Annotated in this window: 13 protein-coding genes and 4 pseudogenes; 13 read left to right on the top strand and 4 right to left on the bottom strand. The window is 42.0% G+C overall.

Annotation, left to right across the window (positions count from 1 at the left end; genetic code table 11):
• Nucleotides 1–2,059 (bottom strand): immunoglobulin-like domain-containing protein (locus PCORN_RS17685; protein ID WP_149024401.1); only part of this gene is annotated, 2,059 nt, incomplete at its 3' end.
• A 223-nt stretch (nucleotides 2,060–2,282) separates the two neighbouring features.
• On the opposite strand from PCORN_RS17685, the gene tsaE reads away from it, so the two are divergent.
• The 7 genes and pseudogenes from tsaE (at nucleotide 2,283) to PCORN_RS20560 (ending at nucleotide 6,982) form a co-directional block, all read left to right on the top strand.
• Nucleotides 2,283–2,735 (top strand): tRNA (adenosine(37)-N6)-threonylcarbamoyltransferase complex ATPase subunit type 1 TsaE, encoded by a 453-nt coding sequence (gene tsaE, locus PCORN_RS16135; protein ID WP_036082466.1) that lies wholly within the window; start codon nucleotides 2,283–2,285, stop codon nucleotides 2,733–2,735.
• 6 nt (nucleotides 2,736–2,741) lie between these two features.
• Nucleotides 2,742–3,432 (top strand): annotated as a pseudogene (tsaB, locus tag PCORN_RS16140) (tRNA (adenosine(37)-N6)-threonylcarbamoyltransferase complex dimerization subunit type 1 TsaB).
• Nucleotides 3,425–3,872: pseudogene (rimI, locus tag PCORN_RS16145) on the top strand (ribosomal protein S18-alanine N-acetyltransferase). The pseudogenes tsaB and rimI overlap by 8 nt, the downstream one beginning before the upstream one ends.
• Nucleotides 3,869–4,894, top strand: a complete 1,026-nt coding sequence (gene tsaD, locus PCORN_RS16150; protein WP_036082468.1) for a tRNA (adenosine(37)-N6)-threonylcarbamoyltransferase complex transferase subunit TsaD — start codon at nucleotides 3,869–3,871, stop codon at nucleotides 4,892–4,894. Before rimI ends, tsaD begins: the two are co-directional and overlap by 4 nt.
• A 115-nt stretch (nucleotides 4,895–5,009) precedes the next feature.
• Entirely contained in the window at nucleotides 5,010–5,240 is a 231-nt protein-coding gene (locus tag PCORN_RS20995; protein ID WP_277620228.1) for a KUP/HAK/KT family potassium transporter, read from the top strand.
• Nucleotides 5,194–6,450, top strand: a complete 1,257-nt coding sequence (locus PCORN_RS16155) for a KUP/HAK/KT family potassium transporter (protein WP_277620229.1) — start codon at nucleotides 5,194–5,196, stop codon at nucleotides 6,448–6,450. The genes PCORN_RS20995 and PCORN_RS16155 overlap by 47 nt, the downstream gene beginning before the upstream one ends.
• Nucleotides 6,401–6,982 (top strand): KUP/HAK/KT family potassium transporter, encoded by a 582-nt coding sequence (locus PCORN_RS20560; protein WP_241433224.1) that lies wholly within the window; start codon nucleotides 6,401–6,403, stop codon nucleotides 6,980–6,982. Before PCORN_RS16155 ends, PCORN_RS20560 begins: the two co-directional genes overlap by 50 nt.
• Before the next feature lie 692 nt (nucleotides 6,983–7,674).
• Here the strand turns inward: PCORN_RS20560 and PCORN_RS16160 are convergent.
• A pseudogene (locus PCORN_RS16160) lies at nucleotides 7,675–9,622 on the bottom strand (ABC-F family ATP-binding cassette domain-containing protein).
• Nucleotides 9,623–9,998: 376 nt separating this feature from the next.
• Here PCORN_RS16160 and PCORN_RS16165 point away from each other — a divergent pair.
• The 3 genes from PCORN_RS16165 to PCORN_RS16175 all read left to right on the top strand — a co-directional run bounded on the left by PCORN_RS16165 (nucleotide 9,999) and on the right by PCORN_RS16175 (nucleotide 12,257).
• On the top strand, nucleotides 9,999–10,640 hold the full coding sequence (locus tag PCORN_RS16165) for a redox-sensing transcriptional repressor Rex (RefSeq protein ID WP_036064009.1): 642 nt from the start codon (nucleotides 9,999–10,001) through the stop codon (nucleotides 10,638–10,640).
• 89 nt (nucleotides 10,641–10,729) lie between these two features.
• A complete protein-coding gene (locus tag PCORN_RS16170) occupies nucleotides 10,730–11,806 on the top strand; it encodes a DNA glycosylase AlkZ-like family protein (RefSeq protein WP_036082470.1) in 1,077 nt (358 codons plus the stop codon).
• 28 nt (nucleotides 11,807–11,834) lie between these two features.
• Nucleotides 11,835–12,257: a hypothetical protein gene (locus tag PCORN_RS16175; protein WP_036082474.1), complete on the top strand. Its 423-nt coding sequence runs from the start codon at nucleotides 11,835–11,837 to the stop codon at nucleotides 12,255–12,257.
• Nucleotides 12,258–12,331: 74 nt separating this feature from the next.
• Here PCORN_RS16175 and PCORN_RS16180 read toward each other — a convergent pair whose 3' ends face one another.
• Both PCORN_RS16180 and PCORN_RS16185 read right to left on the bottom strand, forming a co-directional pair.
• Nucleotides 12,332–12,523, bottom strand: a complete 192-nt coding sequence (locus tag PCORN_RS16180; protein WP_036082476.1) for a YdiK family protein — start codon at nucleotides 12,521–12,523, stop codon at nucleotides 12,332–12,334.
• Entirely contained in the window at nucleotides 12,520–13,206 is a 687-nt protein-coding gene (locus PCORN_RS16185; RefSeq protein ID WP_036082484.1) for a CPBP family intramembrane glutamic endopeptidase, read from the bottom strand. Before PCORN_RS16185 ends, PCORN_RS16180 begins: the two co-directional genes overlap by 4 nt.
• 243 nt (nucleotides 13,207–13,449) lie before the next feature.
• Here PCORN_RS16185 and groES point away from each other — a divergent pair, with 243 nt between their 5' ends.
• From groES to PCORN_RS16200, 3 genes and pseudogenes are all read left to right on the top strand, one after another.
• Nucleotides 13,450–13,734, top strand: a complete 285-nt coding sequence (gene groES / locus PCORN_RS16190) for a co-chaperone GroES (protein WP_036082478.1) — start codon at nucleotides 13,450–13,452, stop codon at nucleotides 13,732–13,734.
• A gap of 260 nt (nucleotides 13,735–13,994) precedes the next feature.
• Nucleotides 13,995–15,624 (top strand): annotated as a pseudogene (gene groL / locus PCORN_RS16195) (chaperonin GroEL).
• 157 nt (nucleotides 15,625–15,781) lie between these two features.
• Nucleotides 15,782–16,486, top strand: coding sequence for an SDR family NAD(P)-dependent oxidoreductase (locus PCORN_RS16200; protein WP_036082480.1), 705 nt, complete (start codon nucleotides 15,782–15,784; stop codon nucleotides 16,484–16,486).
• Nucleotides 16,487–16,728 lie beyond the last annotated feature (242 nt).

Consider the following 16,728-nt stretch of genomic DNA (forward strand, 5'->3'; position numbering starts at 1 on the left):
TGCTTTTTTCTGTGTTCACATCGTTGGCTGTTACCGTAATTTTGTTGGTGATATCGCCGTCTTCTGTGTCAGAAGCGGTGACTGCTTTCTTCACGTCGTAGGTGGTGCGGATGCGTTGCACGATGTCAGATGCTTCGATGACTGGTGCGTCGTTACTTGTTACTGTTACAGTGATCGTTTTGGTTGTCGTGTTGCCATCGGAATCAGTGACTGCATATGTGACATGATATGTGCCGACTTTGCTTGTGTCGACGTTGTTCGCGGTGACTTTCACACTGCTTGTTAGGTTGCCATCTTCGGTATCCGTTGCGCTCACGCCTGTTAATGGGTTGAATGTCCCGCCTTTTTTCATTGTTTTATCGGTTGCAGAAATCACAGGCGCATCGTTACTTGTTACCGTTACTGTGATCGTTTTCGTTGTTGTATTACCATCGGAGTTTGTCACAGAATACGTCACATGGTACGTTCCAACTTTGCTTGTATTCACGTCGTTGGCGGTTACTTGAATGATGCTTGTTACATTGCCATCTTCCAAATCGCTTGCGCTTACGCCAGTGAGTGGATTAAAAGTAGTGCCTTTTTTTACAGACTTATCCGTTGCGGAAATCGTTGGTGCGTCTGTACTTGTTACCGTGACTGTAATCGTTTTGGTTGTTGTATTTCCATCCGAATCAGTGACAGAATACGTCACGTGATACGTGCCAACTTTGCTTGTGTCGACGTTATTCGCGGTTACTTTCACTTGGCTTGTGACGTTGCCATCTTCGGTATCCGTCGCGCTCACGCCATCCAGTGGGTCGAACGTGGAGCCTTTTTTCACGGATTTATCGGATGCTGAAATGACAGGTTTTTCACCAGGAATCACCAGTTTTGTCGCCGCGCTCGATGTATATTTGACACCATTCACTTTGCCGACCGTTTGAATTTGTAAACTAGTACCTTTTGGGGCTGCATCTGACTTCACTTGCACATCATAAGTCAACGTAAAGGAGCTGTCCCCACCTATAAATGGTAAGTCTACTTGATTGTTTAGAAGTGCCTCTTTGGTAATGGAATATGTTTGGCCGTCATTACGAACTAATTGGATATTAGAAATCGAACTTTCATCAAAAAGTGGATCTAATGTTGTGTTCAATGTTAAATTAAATGGTGCTGCATCTGATGCATCATTGGTAATCGTTTGTTTCACCTGCACAACTTCAGAAGGCTCCACGCTTGATTTTAATTCGGTTTTAATTGTTGGAGACACCCCATTGATTTGTAGATCAGTAATTGTAAGCTCTTGCAAATTCTTTTGAGAGCCTGTCGAGCCAGTGAAACCAAAAATGATGTTAGTTCCGCCAAAAGTTTCTTGGAGATCTGCTACCGTATAACTACCAGAGTAACTTAAATAATGGTAACTCAATGTTTTACTCGCTGCGTCCCAATCAAATGTAACGGCATGTGTTTGCCCATCCTCCAAATAAGTGCCAGTTGGCAAAACGCTCAAAGCATGGTGGTCGATAGTTGAATTTGCACTTGGAACTGTAATCGCGATATGCTCGTTCGCAGGAGAAACATCACGATCCCAATCTCCATTATAAAAAGTATCGAACTCAACGGCTAATGCGTTTTGCACATAGTTTGTACCGTATATACCTAAGGCACCACCACGTTCTCCCAAAGCTTCTGCGCCACGGGAATCATTTTGCATGACAAACGCCATACCATCTCCACCATTTGAATCGGTTCCCATATAAAGGTTAGCTTCAAGATGGAAGTTCTTTGTTAAATCGATTTTATTATTCTCATCGGACCATAATCCACCAACTTGAGTTATCTTATCAGGTGTGATTGTCACTGTATCTTTGTCGATGAAAGACGAAGAACCAGGAACAATCGAGAAGTAATCAGTCATATCGAAAGAGTTCTCCTCTACGGCTTGTGCCGCTTGTAACTTCATTTCCGCTTTTGTGGAATACACTTGTGGATCTGCCATGTTTGCCGCGTACGTTTGAACTGGTAAGCCAGTCAATAAAACGAATGCCGCTGCTGTTAAACTTACTTTTTTTAAACTCATTTTTTAAAAATTTCCTCCTTATTTTGTACGTGTACAGAATTTTTCTATACTTATCCTAGTAGCATAGCAATATTGACAGTATGAAAAAATACAGAATCTCTCCTAAATCTCCTTTTATTATGAACGTTTCGCCACATATAAAAATCAGGCCTAGTGAGTATTACTGACCAGTCTTATTTTTTATGGTATAATATGTACAGAAAATGATAAAAAAGGTGAAGCGATGACTTATAAAGTAGAAACGACAAATGAATCCATTACACGCGAGCTGGCGAAAAATCTAGGCGCAAAATTGGAAGCGGGCGATGTTATCTTGCTTGAAGGTGACCTCGGAGCTGGCAAAACCACTTTTACAAAAGGACTTGCGGAAGGTCTAGATATCCCGCAAATGGTGAAAAGCCCAACGTTTACTATTGTTCGAGAGTATACAAAAGGACGTTTGCCGCTCTATCATATGGATGTTTACCGATTGGAAAATGCAGAGGATGATCTAGGCTTAGAGGAGTATTTTCAAGGCGATGGCGTTTCGGTTGTTGAATGGGCCCATTTCATTGAGCAGGATCTTCCTGATGAGTATGTACGCATTACGTTGAAGCATATCTCAGAAAATGAGCGGGTAATTGAGGTTGAGCCAGTTGGCGTAAGATATGAAGCACTTTGTTCGGAGGTTTTTTAGAAGATGATAATACTTGGAATTGATACATCGAATGATACGCTAGGCATTAGTTTGTGGCGTGATAATAAAGTCGTTGGAGAATTCGTAACCAATTTGAAAAAAAAATCACAGCGTTCGATTATTACCAGCGATTGCAGAGTTGATGAAGGAATGTGATATAGCACCGCAAGCGTTGACGAAGATTGCGGTGGCAGAAGGACCAGGCTCGTATACGGGACTTCGAATCGGCGTGACGGTAGCAAAAACAATGGCATGGGATTTACAAATTCCGCTTGTTGGTGTTTCTAGTTTAGCAGTAATGGCGCAAAATGGACGCTTTTTCGACGGGCTAATTGTTCCAGTGATGGATGCAAGGCGCGGCAATGTCTATGCGGGCATTTACAAAGCAACGGAGCAAGGTTTGACTACTATAAAACCTGATCAACATCTCGCGTTCACGGATTTACTTGCGAATCTTGATAATGATTGCAATACTTTATTTATCGGTGACGGGTTAGCGAATTTTCAAGAAGAAATAACAGCTCAGATCGGAAGCCGAGCAACGATTGCGGACGCGGCGCTTTGCTATCCACGGCCAGCTTTTCTTGGAGAGCTTGCGCAAGCCAAAGACGGTGTCCCAGCACACACATTTGTCCCAACGTATTTAAAGCTTGCAGAAGCAGAAAGCAAGTGGCTTGAGGCGAATAAGCATGAGTGAGGTCACTTTTCGTCAAGCAACGATAGCAGATGTCAAAAGTCTACTCCGTATTGAAACAGCCGTATTTAGCTCACCGTGGAGCGAGAAAGCTTTTCGAAACGAATTTTACACGAATCAGTATGCGCATTATATCGTTGCGGAGCAGGAGGAAGCGGTTATTGGATATGCCGGCGTGTGGATGATTTTGGATGAAGGGCATATTACCAATGTCGCGATGCATCCGGACCAACAAGGAAGAGGCCATGGAACAGCTTTATTAGCGGAATTACTACGGATTGCCGAAAAAAAAAGGTGTCACGAAGTTAACCCTCGAAGTTCGGATCTCAAACACGAAAGCACAACAACTATACCAAAAATTTGGATTTAAAAATGGCGCGATTCGGAAAAAATATTATCCGGATAATCAAGAAGACGCGCTAGTTATGTGGGTGGAGCTATGACAAAAGATATAGTAATACTAGGAATCGAATCGAGTTGTGATGAAACCGCAGCATCCGTCGTCAAAAACGGTACAGAAATGCTGTCCAATGTTATCGCATCTCAAATCGACAGCCATAAACGGTTTGGCGGCGTTGTTCCAGAAATCGCATCCCGTCATCACGTCGAACAAATTACAATCGTACTAGAAGAAGCGCTAACACAGGCAGGCGTCACGATGAGCGATATCGATGCCATTGCCGTTACAGAAGGGCCAGGACTCGTAGGTGCACTCCTCATCGGCGTCAACGCAGCCAAAACACTGGCGTTCATTCACAATAAACCGATTATCGGCGTTCATCACATCGCAGGCCACATCTACGCGAACCGCTTTGAAACTGAAATGACTTTCCCGCTTCTATCCCTCGTCGTGAGTGGTGGGCATACAGAACTCGTCGTCATGCATGAGCACGGCAAATTCGAAATCATCGGCGAAACACGAGATGACGCAGCAGGCGAAGCGTACGACAAAGTAGCGCGAACACTCGGTTTAACCTATCCAGGCGGCGTCCAAATCGACCGTTTAGCAGCGACCGGAGAAGACACCTTCCGTTTCCCGCGCGCAATGATGAACGAAACCGATTACGACTTTAGTTTTAGCGGACTAAAATCCTCTTTTATCAATACAGTCCATAACCTACGTCAAAAAGAAATGCCAATCAATGAAGCCGATTTAGCAGCGAGTTTCCAAGCAAGCGTTGTCGATGTCCTCGTGGCAAAAACAATCCGCGCAGCCAAAGAATTCAGCGTGACACAGCTCCTTTTAGCAGGTGGCGTGGCAGCGAATCAAGGCCTTCGCGAGCGCCTTATCAAGGAAACAGCACTAGAAATTCCTGATGTTCAGCTCATTATCCCACCATTGACTCTATGTGGTGACAACGCAGCGATGATTGCCGCAGCCGGCACGGTGTTATTTGAAAAAGGAACTCACGGCGATTTAACGATGAACGCGAGTCCTGGCTTACTTTTTGAAGATACGTATTAAGCGAAGACGAGCCTCATTCTGTCCTTGAAAAATAGGAATAGAATGAGACTCGTCTTTTAGTTGGAATGGTGGTATAATACGTCCATGTTGTATAGCGTTTAAGAGGAGGATACATATGGAAAGAAAAGATAAAATTCGGCTTGGGCTGGCGATTGGGACATTGGGGATTGTCTACGGCGATATTGGGACATCACCTCTTTACGTTATGAAGTCGATTGTCGCGAGTAATGGCGGGCTGAATAACGTATCAGAAGACTATATTATTGGCTCCTTATCTCTCATTTTTTTGGACGCTGACATTGCTTACGACAATCAAATACGTCGTCATTGCATTACGAGCAGATAATCACGGCGAGGGTGGCATATTTTCGTTATACGCCTTGGTCAGAAAACGCGGGAAATGGCTCGTTATTCCTGCTATGATTGGTGGGGCAGCCTTGCTCGCAGATGGCGTCTTAACACCAGCTGTAACCGTAACATCAGCCATCGAAGGATTAGAAGAAATTCCAGCCTTTGACGCCTTATTCACTGGAAACACAACACTCATTGTTATCATCGTTATCGTTATTCTTAGCGGTATTTTCTTTATGCAACGCTACGGAACCATGTTCATCGGGCGCATTTTCGGCCCAACGATGTTTCTCTGGTTTTCCGTTTTAGGGGTACTAGGCATTATCAATATTCTTGGCGATTTATCTATTTTCCGAGCTTTTTCGCCATACTATGCCGTAGAATTACTTTTTAGCGATCAAAATAAAGCTGGTTTCCTCATCCTTGGTAGCGTATTTCTAGCCACGACCGGTGCCGAAGCCTTATATTCCGATTTAGGACACGTCGGTCGTAAAAATATCTACATCACATGGCCATTCGTCAAAGTGTGCCTACTACTCAATTATTTTGGACAAGGCGCGTGGATTATTTCGCTCAAAAATGCCGACGATCCATTCGTGAATCCATTTTTTCAAAGTATGCCAGAACCGTTCATCATGTACGGTGTATTAATTGCGACACTGGCTGCCATCATCGCCTCACAATCCTTGATAACAGGGGCTTACACGCTCGTTTCCGAAGCCATCGCACTGAATTTATTGCCACGCCTGAGCATTCGTTATCCATCTGAAACGAAAGGACAAGTCTACATCCCAACAGTCACAACGGTTCTCTGGATTGCCTGCGTAGGAGTTGTGCTCTATTTCCAAGACTCGGCCCACATGGAAGCAGCGTACGGGCTATCCATCACCGTGACGATGCTCATGACAACAGTTCTCCTTTTCCAATTCCTATTGCGAAAAGGGTTCTCCAAACTCGTCACGACAGCAATTCTCATGACATTTGGCGTTCTTGAATTCGCATTCTTCATCTCAAGCGCCGCGAAATTCATGCATGGCGGTTTTGTTGCAGTGATTATGGCAGTCGTGATCATGGCGCTCATGTACATCTGGTTCAGCGGCTACCAACTAAAAACAAAACTAGTGAAAAACGTTTCCCTGAAAAAAATTTGTACCGATGCTTGCCAAATTAAAAGTCGATACTGCCTATCCAAAATTTGCACATAATCTGGTTTATTTGACAAGTAGCCGCAACCCGTATCGCGTCGAACACGAAGTCATGGCCTCGATTCTTGATAAACGTCCAAAGCGCGCCGATGTTTATTGGTTTGTAAACGTGCAAGTGGTTGATGGCCCCTACGCCGCGTATTATACGGTTGAAAGCTTTGAGAGTGATTTTGTTATCCGCGTTCAATTGAAACTAGGCTTTCGCGTCGAGCAAGATATTAACGTTTTCCTACAGCAAATCGCAAAAGACCTTATTTCAAAAGGCGCACTCGAACAGCAAAAACGGAAATATACAGCGAAGAACGGTCGAAAACTTGGCGATTTCTGCTTTGTTATTGTGAAAGATGAGCTGAGCACTGAGGCTGATCTTACTAATTGGCAACGCGTCATCATGCGGAGTAAATTGTTCATCAAGCGATTCACCACCTCACCAGAAAATTGGTTTGGCCTAGAGTACAGCGATGTTCAAATAGAAAATGTCCCATTATACCTTTCTAAGAAGAAAGTCGTGAAGATTCGTAAAATGAGTTAAAAAAGATATTATATCGCAAAATGATTAGCTTACAGGCTGTGGAGTATCGTATTATCATAAGATACCAGCAGTCTTTTTTTCATTTTGAATTTGATTCCAATGTGCACAGAACTAGGCTATTAATATTATTTCCGTGGACTCATAAGCATAAAAAAGATATAGTAATTACATATATGCGTTTGACGATTCCGTAATATTATTGTAATATAAGAAATGTAAGCGAATACAAAATGTGTTATACAACTAATAATGCAGATAATATTACTTTTGAGGCTGTAACTAGTTGGAGGAGGAGAAACATGAATAAAAATATAGTATTTTATAGTATGTTTACTATTTTAGTAGTCCTGTTATTGGTATCATTTCTTATGAACTGGATTTCGGGTGTGCTGCTAATGGTTGGTGTCTTAATTTTGATACTGATTAACATTTTGTTCAGACATTAATGAAGCAATACGCAAATAATTATCAATATAGAAATGATTTATATGTTTACAAAGATAGTAAAAAGACGAAATTACTAAATAAGCAAACTGGTATTCCACAAAGACATTTTTCATAAACAAATGTCTTTGTTTATGAGCTTGAGTCACGATAGAGGATATGACTAGAAGACCGAAGATTTGGGTATATTTCTTCATGATAGAAAAAAAGGATTTTCCATTGTTGACAGATGGAAAATCCTGTTTTTTCTATTCCTCGAGTTCTTCACTCAAATTTGTCCATCTTTGCATTAAATCTTCGCTTAACTGCTTCAACATATCAAGCTCTTCCGTTCGCGCATAAGCAGCCTCATGATCTTGATAAATAGCTGGTTGCAGAAGCTCTTGCTCAATCTCGCTTATTTTGAGATCGGTTTCTTCCATCCGTTCCTCGATTTCATCTAATTTACGCTTCTTCTGACGCATCACTTTTTGCTGTTCCTTATCCAAATGATACGCCTGTTTATTCGTCGCTAACTGCTTATCCTCAGGGTTTTCCTGTTGTTTTTGCAATGCATCAAGCCTCGCATGTTCTTTTTGCTCCGCGATTTTATCCTGATAATAATCGTAATCGCCGAGGTAAACCTGCGCGTGCTCTGGATGCATTTCGACGATTTTCGACGCAATACGATTGATAAAATACCGATCATGCGACACAAATAAAATCGTCCCTTCAAAATCAATCAATGAAGCCTCCAAAACTTCCTTACTCTCAATGTCCAAATGGTTCGTCGGCTCATCCAAAATCAGCAAATTAGCGCCAATCAACGTCAATTTTGCGAGGGCAACACGCGCTTTTTCGCCACCACTAAGCGTATTGACCACCTTCAAAACATCATCATCAGAAAATAAGAAATTCCCGAGCGTCGTGCGAATCGCTTGTTCGTTCAGTTCAGGATAATCATCCCAAAGCTCATGCAAAATCGATTTATTGGAATCCAGTTTCGCCTGTTCTTGATCATAATAACCAATCTGAACGTTGGTACCAAAGCGGAAGTCACCAGAGAGCGCTGGAATGTCTCCAATCAAGGTCTTTAAAAACGTCGATTTACCAATCCCGTTCGGTCCAACTAGTGCGATACTTTCATGCCGCTTCATATCGAAAGTTAGCTTTTCAGAAACACGCTTATCCACCGCATAACCAATCGCCAACTCCTCCACAAAGAGAACATCCTTACCACTAGCACGGTCAAATTGGAAACCAAAATGGGCCGTTTTTTCGCTGCCTTGCGGGCGATCTAGCCGATCTAATTTCTCCAATTGTTTACGACGACTCTGCGCCCGTTTCGTCGTCGAAGCCCGAACAATATTTCGCGCCACAAAGTCTTCTAATTTTGCGATTTTATCTTGCTGTTTATCGAATTCTTTCCATTGTTGCTCCAATTTCGCTTGCTTCTGAATGAGATACCGCGAATAGTTCCCAACATAGCGATCGATTTGCGTGCGGCTAATTTCGTACACCTGATTCACGACTTTATCCAAGAAATACCGGTCATGTGACACGATGAGTAGCGCACCTTTATAGTTTTGCAAATAGGACTCGAGCCACGAAAGCGTCGCGATATCCAGATGGTTGGTCGGCTCATCGAGAATAAGAATATCATGGCGCGCCAGAAGCAGTTTTGCCAAAGCAAGCCGCGTTTTTTGACCACCGCTCAGCGACGCAATTAGCTTCTCATAATCCGCCTCGAAAAAACGTAAACCATGCAAAACAGAGCGAATATCCGCCTCATATTGGTAACCACCTTGCTCCTTAAACGCGTGCTGCAATTGGTCGTATTCCTTCATTGTTTGCTCGTACTGCTCTTTATTCTCATAAATAGCAGGATCACCAAGCCGCTCCTCAAGTGCACGCAAGTCCTGTTCCATCGCTCGTAGCCCTGTAAAAACATCGAGCATTTCATTCCAAACAGTTTTCGAAGACTCAAGGCCAGTATTCTGCGCTAAATAACCAATTTGGACATGCTTCGGCTTCGAAATCGTACCGCCATCATAGCTAATTTGCCCAGCAATAATTTTCAAAAGTGTCGATTTCCCCGCGCCATTTCGACCAACGAGGGCAATCCGATCATTCGTTTGCACTTCTAATTTTATATTTTCTAATATCGTTTCAGCGCCAAAATTTTTTGACAATCTGTTGTACTTGTAAAAGTATCATACTCGATTTCTCCTTCATCTCAATATCTGTATATCCCCTAGTTTATCGCAAAGCAAGGAGAGAAGCAATGTCTTAAGAAAGGGAGCGCTTACGTTCTAGGAATTCACAAACTTATCCTTGTGAAAAAACTAGCAATTGGACATCATTTACTGTATAATGGAATTCAACAAGCGCTGTAACAAAATAGTAACATATAATATGAGCAAAAACATTGTGAAATCTATGTGAAATGTTTATAGTGAATAAGCAAGCATGTGAAATGAACAACGATATCAATTTGCGCAATCGTTTTTGTTATATCTCCATGTTTCGTAGCACAAGGATAGCTCGCGAAAGTGACTGTCCACTTAAAATCAAAAGGAAGAAGGGAACAAACATGATCGAGGAAACCGGCAAGATTCCACAAGCCACAGCAAAGCGTTTGCCGCTGTATCACCGCTATTTAAAGTATTTGCATGAGTCAGGAAAAGAACGCGTATCATCCGCAGAATTAAGCGAGGCTGTGAAAGTTGATTCAGCAACGATTCGTCGCGATTTCTCCTATTTTGGAGCACTTGGAAAGAAAGGTTATGGATATAATGTATCATATATACTGGATTTCTTTAGCAAGACACTGAGCCAAGATAAGCAAACGAACGTAGCCATTATCGGTGTTGGTAATTTGGGGACCGCACTATTACACTACAATTTCATGAAAAATAATAATATAAAAATTGTCGCGGCATTTGACGTCGACGCAAATAAAGTTGGAACGGTGCAACAAGACATTCCAATTTATCACTTAAACGACATGCAAGATTTGCTGAAGGAAAACAAAGTCGAAGTCGTTATTTTGACAGTGCCATCCGACGAAGCACAAACAACTGTAGATCGCTTGCTAGAAGCCGATGTGAAAGGGATATTGAACTTTACACCAGCACGAATCAGCGTACCAAAACATGTCCGCGTGCATCACATTGATCTAACAACCGAACTACAAACATTGATTTACTTCCTAGAAAACTATCCAAACAAATAATAAACGATGAGTCAGACTTTATGTTTGGCTTTTTTTGATGATATAGAAGGAATGAAACGTTTATTAAGAGAAATACAGGAGGGGTAATTTTGTTTACAAAGGCAGAAATAACGCAGATACGACTGCAAAAACTTGGTATAACCGAGCCGTTTATCGATCCAACTACATTCATGAAACAAGCAATCGCGCTACAATCACAAAACCACCAACCAGCACTCGTGAACTTTTTGCAACATGTAAACATGAGTTGGCATGAGACAGAGCAGTTTTTCGAAGAGCAGAAAGTCATTAAAATCTGGGCAAACCGGTTGACACTCCACACATTTTTAGTAGAAGATTGGGAAATGGTGTTCCGCGTTTTTGGAACGAGAATTAACATTGCCCACCGACATTGTAAAAAGGAAGGCATCGATTTGGAGTCGATTTTGGCGGAAATAGATAAGCTTGGAAGGGAACAGGAAGTAGTGAGTCGCAAAGAATTGGAAGGGATTATTGGCGACTACTCTGCACAAGTTACTTCCGCCATCATTGCACAAGTCGCGATACAAGGCATTCTGTACTTGTTGCCATCAAGCGATACAATCAGAAATTACAGTCACCGCATGCGACTAGGTAATTATAAAACGTGGACGAGCGATTCCGAGCAAGATATCGAGGCGATGATGACGCTGATACGTCGCTATTTAGCAGGTTATGGCCCCGCGACTTGGGATGATTTTAGGCATTGGAGCGGTCTAAACGTCGGCGAAATAAAGCCTGCAATAGCAAGATTGGCACCAGAAATCGACACATTTTCACTCGAAGGTCAAACCTATAACGCATTAAAAGGCGAAAAAACCGTACCAGCATCCGAAAAAGTATTTTTATCAGGAAAATTCGACCAATCCGTGATCGCCTATAAAGACCCGACATGGATCATGACAGAAGCACAGCGGAAATCAGCATGGACAGTCAACGGCCACTGCTCCGCGATTATCATAGCAGAAAACCGCGCCATTGGATTATGGAAATACGAGTGGAAAAAAGATACGCTACTATTTACAATTTCTTATTTTGAAAAAGCCTGTTTCGAAGCTGAAATCAAGCAAGAATTCGAGTGCTTCGCATCACGCATAGAGAAACGAGCTACTGAAATTCAATATGAAGGTAATAATGCGAATTTCTAATCAATTTGCTATTAGAGGAGTTTTTTTTATGGACTTTGAAAGATTATTGTTAACTGATAGTAGTGAACTGTTTAAGTTTTCAATTGACTTTGAGGATGTCGCATATCTTTTATTAATAGACACTTTCTCTAAAGCTCCTAAAGGCTTTGGAGAAAAAATTATGGATGATGATTTTGTTCCGAATAGTAACCATATTATAGTGAAATGCGGTTTGAGACGTGAGCTATCAGCGGAAGAAAGAGATTTCATACTTTCTTTTGCTGAATCGATACTTAGCTTTAAACCGAGTATTGATTATATGATTGATTTCTTTTATGTAGACACGGAATTGGAGTCTGATTACCCAGAGGAGCAAGGGGTCTTGGATTTAGTAGATGTAGTCAATAAAGTATTTAAATCTGATATTGTTATTAAGAACGCTTCATCGATGAATAACATTATGCAAAAATAAATACAAAGAAAGCTCAGAATTATCACCTAAATGATTTTTTCGAGCTTTCTTTGTATTATGTTAAACGACAAACACTACTCTTTTTTCTTCGTCAAACCAATCGCCACAAACTTAATCCCAGTCACGAAATTAACTGTAGCCATCGCAATCATCAGATACGTCATAATCGTCCAGCCACTCGCGTTCACTTGGCTAATCGCGAAATAAGTAAAGACAATAGCAAGTACTAAATAAATGAGCCCCTGCATAGCTAAAGGATTTTTCATGATCCGCCTCCTAATATAAATTGGCCAACCATCGCGAGCACATTCATCAGCATATGCGCGGCGATTGGTACCGCGATTCGTTTCGTTTTCGTATAAATGTAGCACAGAATCAGCCCAATCACGACGTAAACGAGTAGAAACGTCAAATCCATGTGCATCAATCCAAAGAACACAGAGCTAATCACAGCTGCAACGTGAATGTTCATCCGTGAAGCCAAGCCTCCGAAAATAATTTTTCGAAAAACGATTTCTTCCAAAATTGGCGCTAAGATAGAAGTGAAGACAATCATCAACGGTACCGCGCGAGCCAGCTCACCAAGCATCTCGGTATTTGGGGAGAGACCACTTATGCCGAACAAACCCATGATGAAAACGGATATCGATTGACCAAAAAGTAGCGCGACAAAACCGAGCACAGCGTAAGCCGCACTTTTACCGACAGAAGCAGGCTCCCCTTTTTCGATGAGAGTCGTTCGCGGTGTTTTGCGAAGTAGCATCCAAATAATAATCACAGCCACTAAATTGCTGAAAACACTCCAATAAACCGAGGCGTACGTGATGAGCTGCTTATCTGATAAATCAGTTACCGCACGTAAAATCCCCATCAAAATCGGAGCGCCAATGAGGGATGAAAAATAAGCGGCGAAATATGTAAGTAGCACATACCAATAACGTCTATTCAAAATAACACGACCTTTCAATACATAGAGAGTACAAATATCTACAATTTATCTCATTTCCCTATTGTACTAATTATTGGAGTAACAAGCAACAAAGGGGATGCGATGTGCGTAAAATGTATCTCTATTTTTAGGTGTAAATACTTGCATTTTACGCACATTTTTTTATAAGATAAGAAGTGGGTTAGCACTCTGATGTTAAGAGTGCTAAAAATCATAAACATAGACTTGAGGAGGTTGTTTTAATTGTTAAAACCATTAGGAGATCGCGTTATTATCGAAGTTTTGGAAGCAGAAGAGAAAACGGCAAGTGGTATTGTACTACCAGATTCGGCGCAAGAAAAGCCACAAGAAGGTAAAATCGTAGCAGTCGGAAGCGGCCGCGTATTAGATAACGGCGACACAGTAGCATTAGAAGTTGCAGAACAAGATCACATTATCTTCTCCAAATACTCAGGCACAGAAGTCACGTATGACGGGAAAGATTACTTGATTGTGCGCGAATCGGACATACTCGCAGTAGTGAAATAAGGAAGCAGAAAGAGCCCGTTTAGCCTCGACAGAACGCAAGGAACGAATGCTCACTCTGTTCGCACTCGTATTGGGGCTCTAAATCGGCAAGTGATGCCTCATAAGTGCCACAACATAGGAGGGCGCAGTGAAAATCCTCCTTTGATTTTTACGGAGGCCACGAAATTTCCGAGAGACTGGCTCTTGAAGCTAGACTGAGAACAAGGATGCCTAGCATGACATCCCTAATAAATACAACAAATATAGGAGGAAATACAAAAATGGCAAAAGATATTAAATTTAGTGAAGACGCACGTCGCGCAATGCTTCGTGGTGTCGATCAATTAGCAAACGCTGTAAAAGTAACGTTAGGACCAAAAGGACGTAATGTTGTGCTCGAAAAGAAATTTGGTTCGCCGCTTATCACGAATGATGGCGTAACCATCGCAAAAGAAATCGAACTCGAAGATCGTTTTGAAAATATGGGTGCAAAATTAGTATCCGAAGTTGCGAGCAAAACAAATGACGTTGCCGGTGACGGAACAACAACAGCAACTGTTTTAGCGCAAGCAATGATCCAAGAAGGCTTAAAAAACGTCACAGCTGGCGCTAACCCAGTTGGAATTCGTCGTGGAATCGAGCGCGCCGTAGCCACAGCAATCACAGAACTAAAAGCGATTTCTAAACCAATCGAAGGTAAAGAATCTATCGCCCAAGTTGCTGCCATCTCATCAGGTGACGAAGAAGTCGGTAAACTAATCGCAGAAGCAATGGAACGTGTTGGAAACGACGGCGTTATCACGATTGAAGAGTCAAAAGGTTTCGCGACAGAACTTGACGTAGTAGAAGGTATGCAATTTGATCGTGGCTATTCAAGCCCTTACATGGTTACAGATCCAGATAAAATGGAAGCCGTTTTGGAAAATCCATATATCTTAATCACAGACAAAAAAAATCAACAATACACAAGAAATCCTGCCAATTTTAGAGCAAGTGGTTCAACAAAATCGTCCACTTCTTATTATCGCAGAAGACGTAGAAGGCGAAGCGCAACAAACGCTCGTTTTAAATAAATTACGCGGTACGTTCAATGTTGTCGCAGTCAAAGCGCCAGGATTCGGTGATCGTCGTAAAGCGATGCTAGAAGACATCAGCATCCTAACTGGCGGCCAAGTGATCACAGAAGAACTAGGTCTAGAGCTAAAAACAACAACAATGGAACAACTTGGAAACGCAGCTAAAGTAATGGTCACAAAAGAAGCAACGACTATCGTAGAAGGCGCTGGAAACAGCCCACAAATCTCGACTCGTGTGAACCAATTACGTGCACAAATGGAAGAAACAACATCCGAGTTTGACAAAGAGAAATTACAAGAACGCCTTGCAAAATTAGCAGGTGGTGTTGCGGTCGTTAAAGTCGGTGCAGCAACAGAAACGGAATTACAAGAACGTAAACTACGCATTGAAGACGCGCTGAACTCTACTCGTGCAGCGGTTGAAGAAGGAATCGTATCCGGTGGTGGTACAGCCCTTGTGAACGTCTACAACAAAGTGGCAGCAATCGAAGCAACAGGAGACGAAGCAACAGGCGTGAAAATCGTTCTTCGCTCACTTGAAGAGCCAGTTCGCCAAATCGCGCATAACGCAGGTTTGGAAGGCTCCGTTATCGTCGAACGCTTGAAAAACGAAAAAATCGGCGTAGGCTTTAACGCAGCAAACGGCGAATGGGTAAACATGATCGAAGCAGGCATTGTCGATCCAACAAAAGTAACCCGTTCTGCACTACAAAACGCATCATCTGTCGCAGCACTTCTTCTTACAACAGAAGCAGTCGTTGCAGACCGTCCAGACGAAAACGCTGGCGGCGGCGTTCCTGATATGGGAATGGGCGGTATGGGTGGCATGATGTAAGCTCGTCTATTTTATAAGGAACTCCCGAACTAGCCTATCAATGTGCTAGCTCGGGATTTTTAATTTTGCTAAAACTTGCTCATAGTTAAATTCAGGTTTATAGTGAAAGCGACATAAAGTATAGGAGGAGAATAATGATGACAAAAAAAAGTTTTTTATAACCGGAGCAAACAAAGGAATTGGAAAAGAAATCGCGCGTCAAATGGGAAAGAACGGATGGACTGTTTTAGTTGGAGCACGCGATGAAAGTCGTGGAATCATAGCTACAAACGAACTTAAATTAGAGGGCATCGATGCAATTTACGTCAACATCGACCTGCAAAATTCTGAAACAATTTGGACCGCAGTAAATACCATTAAATCACAGCATCCAGACCTCACTATGCTGATTAATAACGCGGCGATTCCAGGTGATATGAGAAAACCTGGTTACGAGTTCACTTTAGACGAATTAAGAGAAGTCATGGAGACCAATGTTTTCGGGACATTCGATCTTACGCAACAATTGTTACCTACCTTGGAATCAAATAAAGGGCGCATCTTAAACATCTCGATACCAATTGGCATGTCAGACTTTTTCAACCCATTTGCCTATAAAATGAGTAAAGCGTCACTGAATGCAATGACACAAAGTTTGGCACAGAATTTTTCACAGGCAGAAAAGACGCTTGAGATTTTTGCGATTATGCCAGGTGGTACAACAACAGATTTGAATGGAAACATGACAGGCGATTTCATGAAGACTGCCCCTGAAGCTGGAAAACTAATTGCCGATATTATCTTTGACGGGAAAAATCATACCAGCGAAATCATTAATTTCAATGGTAAAGTGGCGGATTATAATCACGGGTTGTTTTCATAAAAATATAAACAGATATAGCTAGGATAATAGCGCTGACTTAAACGAAAATTCAGCATAAAGAACCCGCAAACAAGTACTGTGATATGCTCCCTATAGAGTAGACAATGGAAAAAACAAAAAATTCCAAATCTACTTTATAAGGGAAGTTTTTTTGTATGTCAAAACGCACACGTTTTTCCGTCGAAGAAAAAACAATACCGCAGTAAAAAAAATAGCCTCCAAGGACGAAATATACCATTCAA

Origin of the sequence: Listeria cornellensis FSL F6-0969 (assembly GCF_000525855.1) — a bacterium.
GTDB classification, from domain to species: domain Bacteria; phylum Bacillota; class Bacilli; order Lactobacillales; family Listeriaceae; genus Listeria_A; species Listeria_A cornellensis.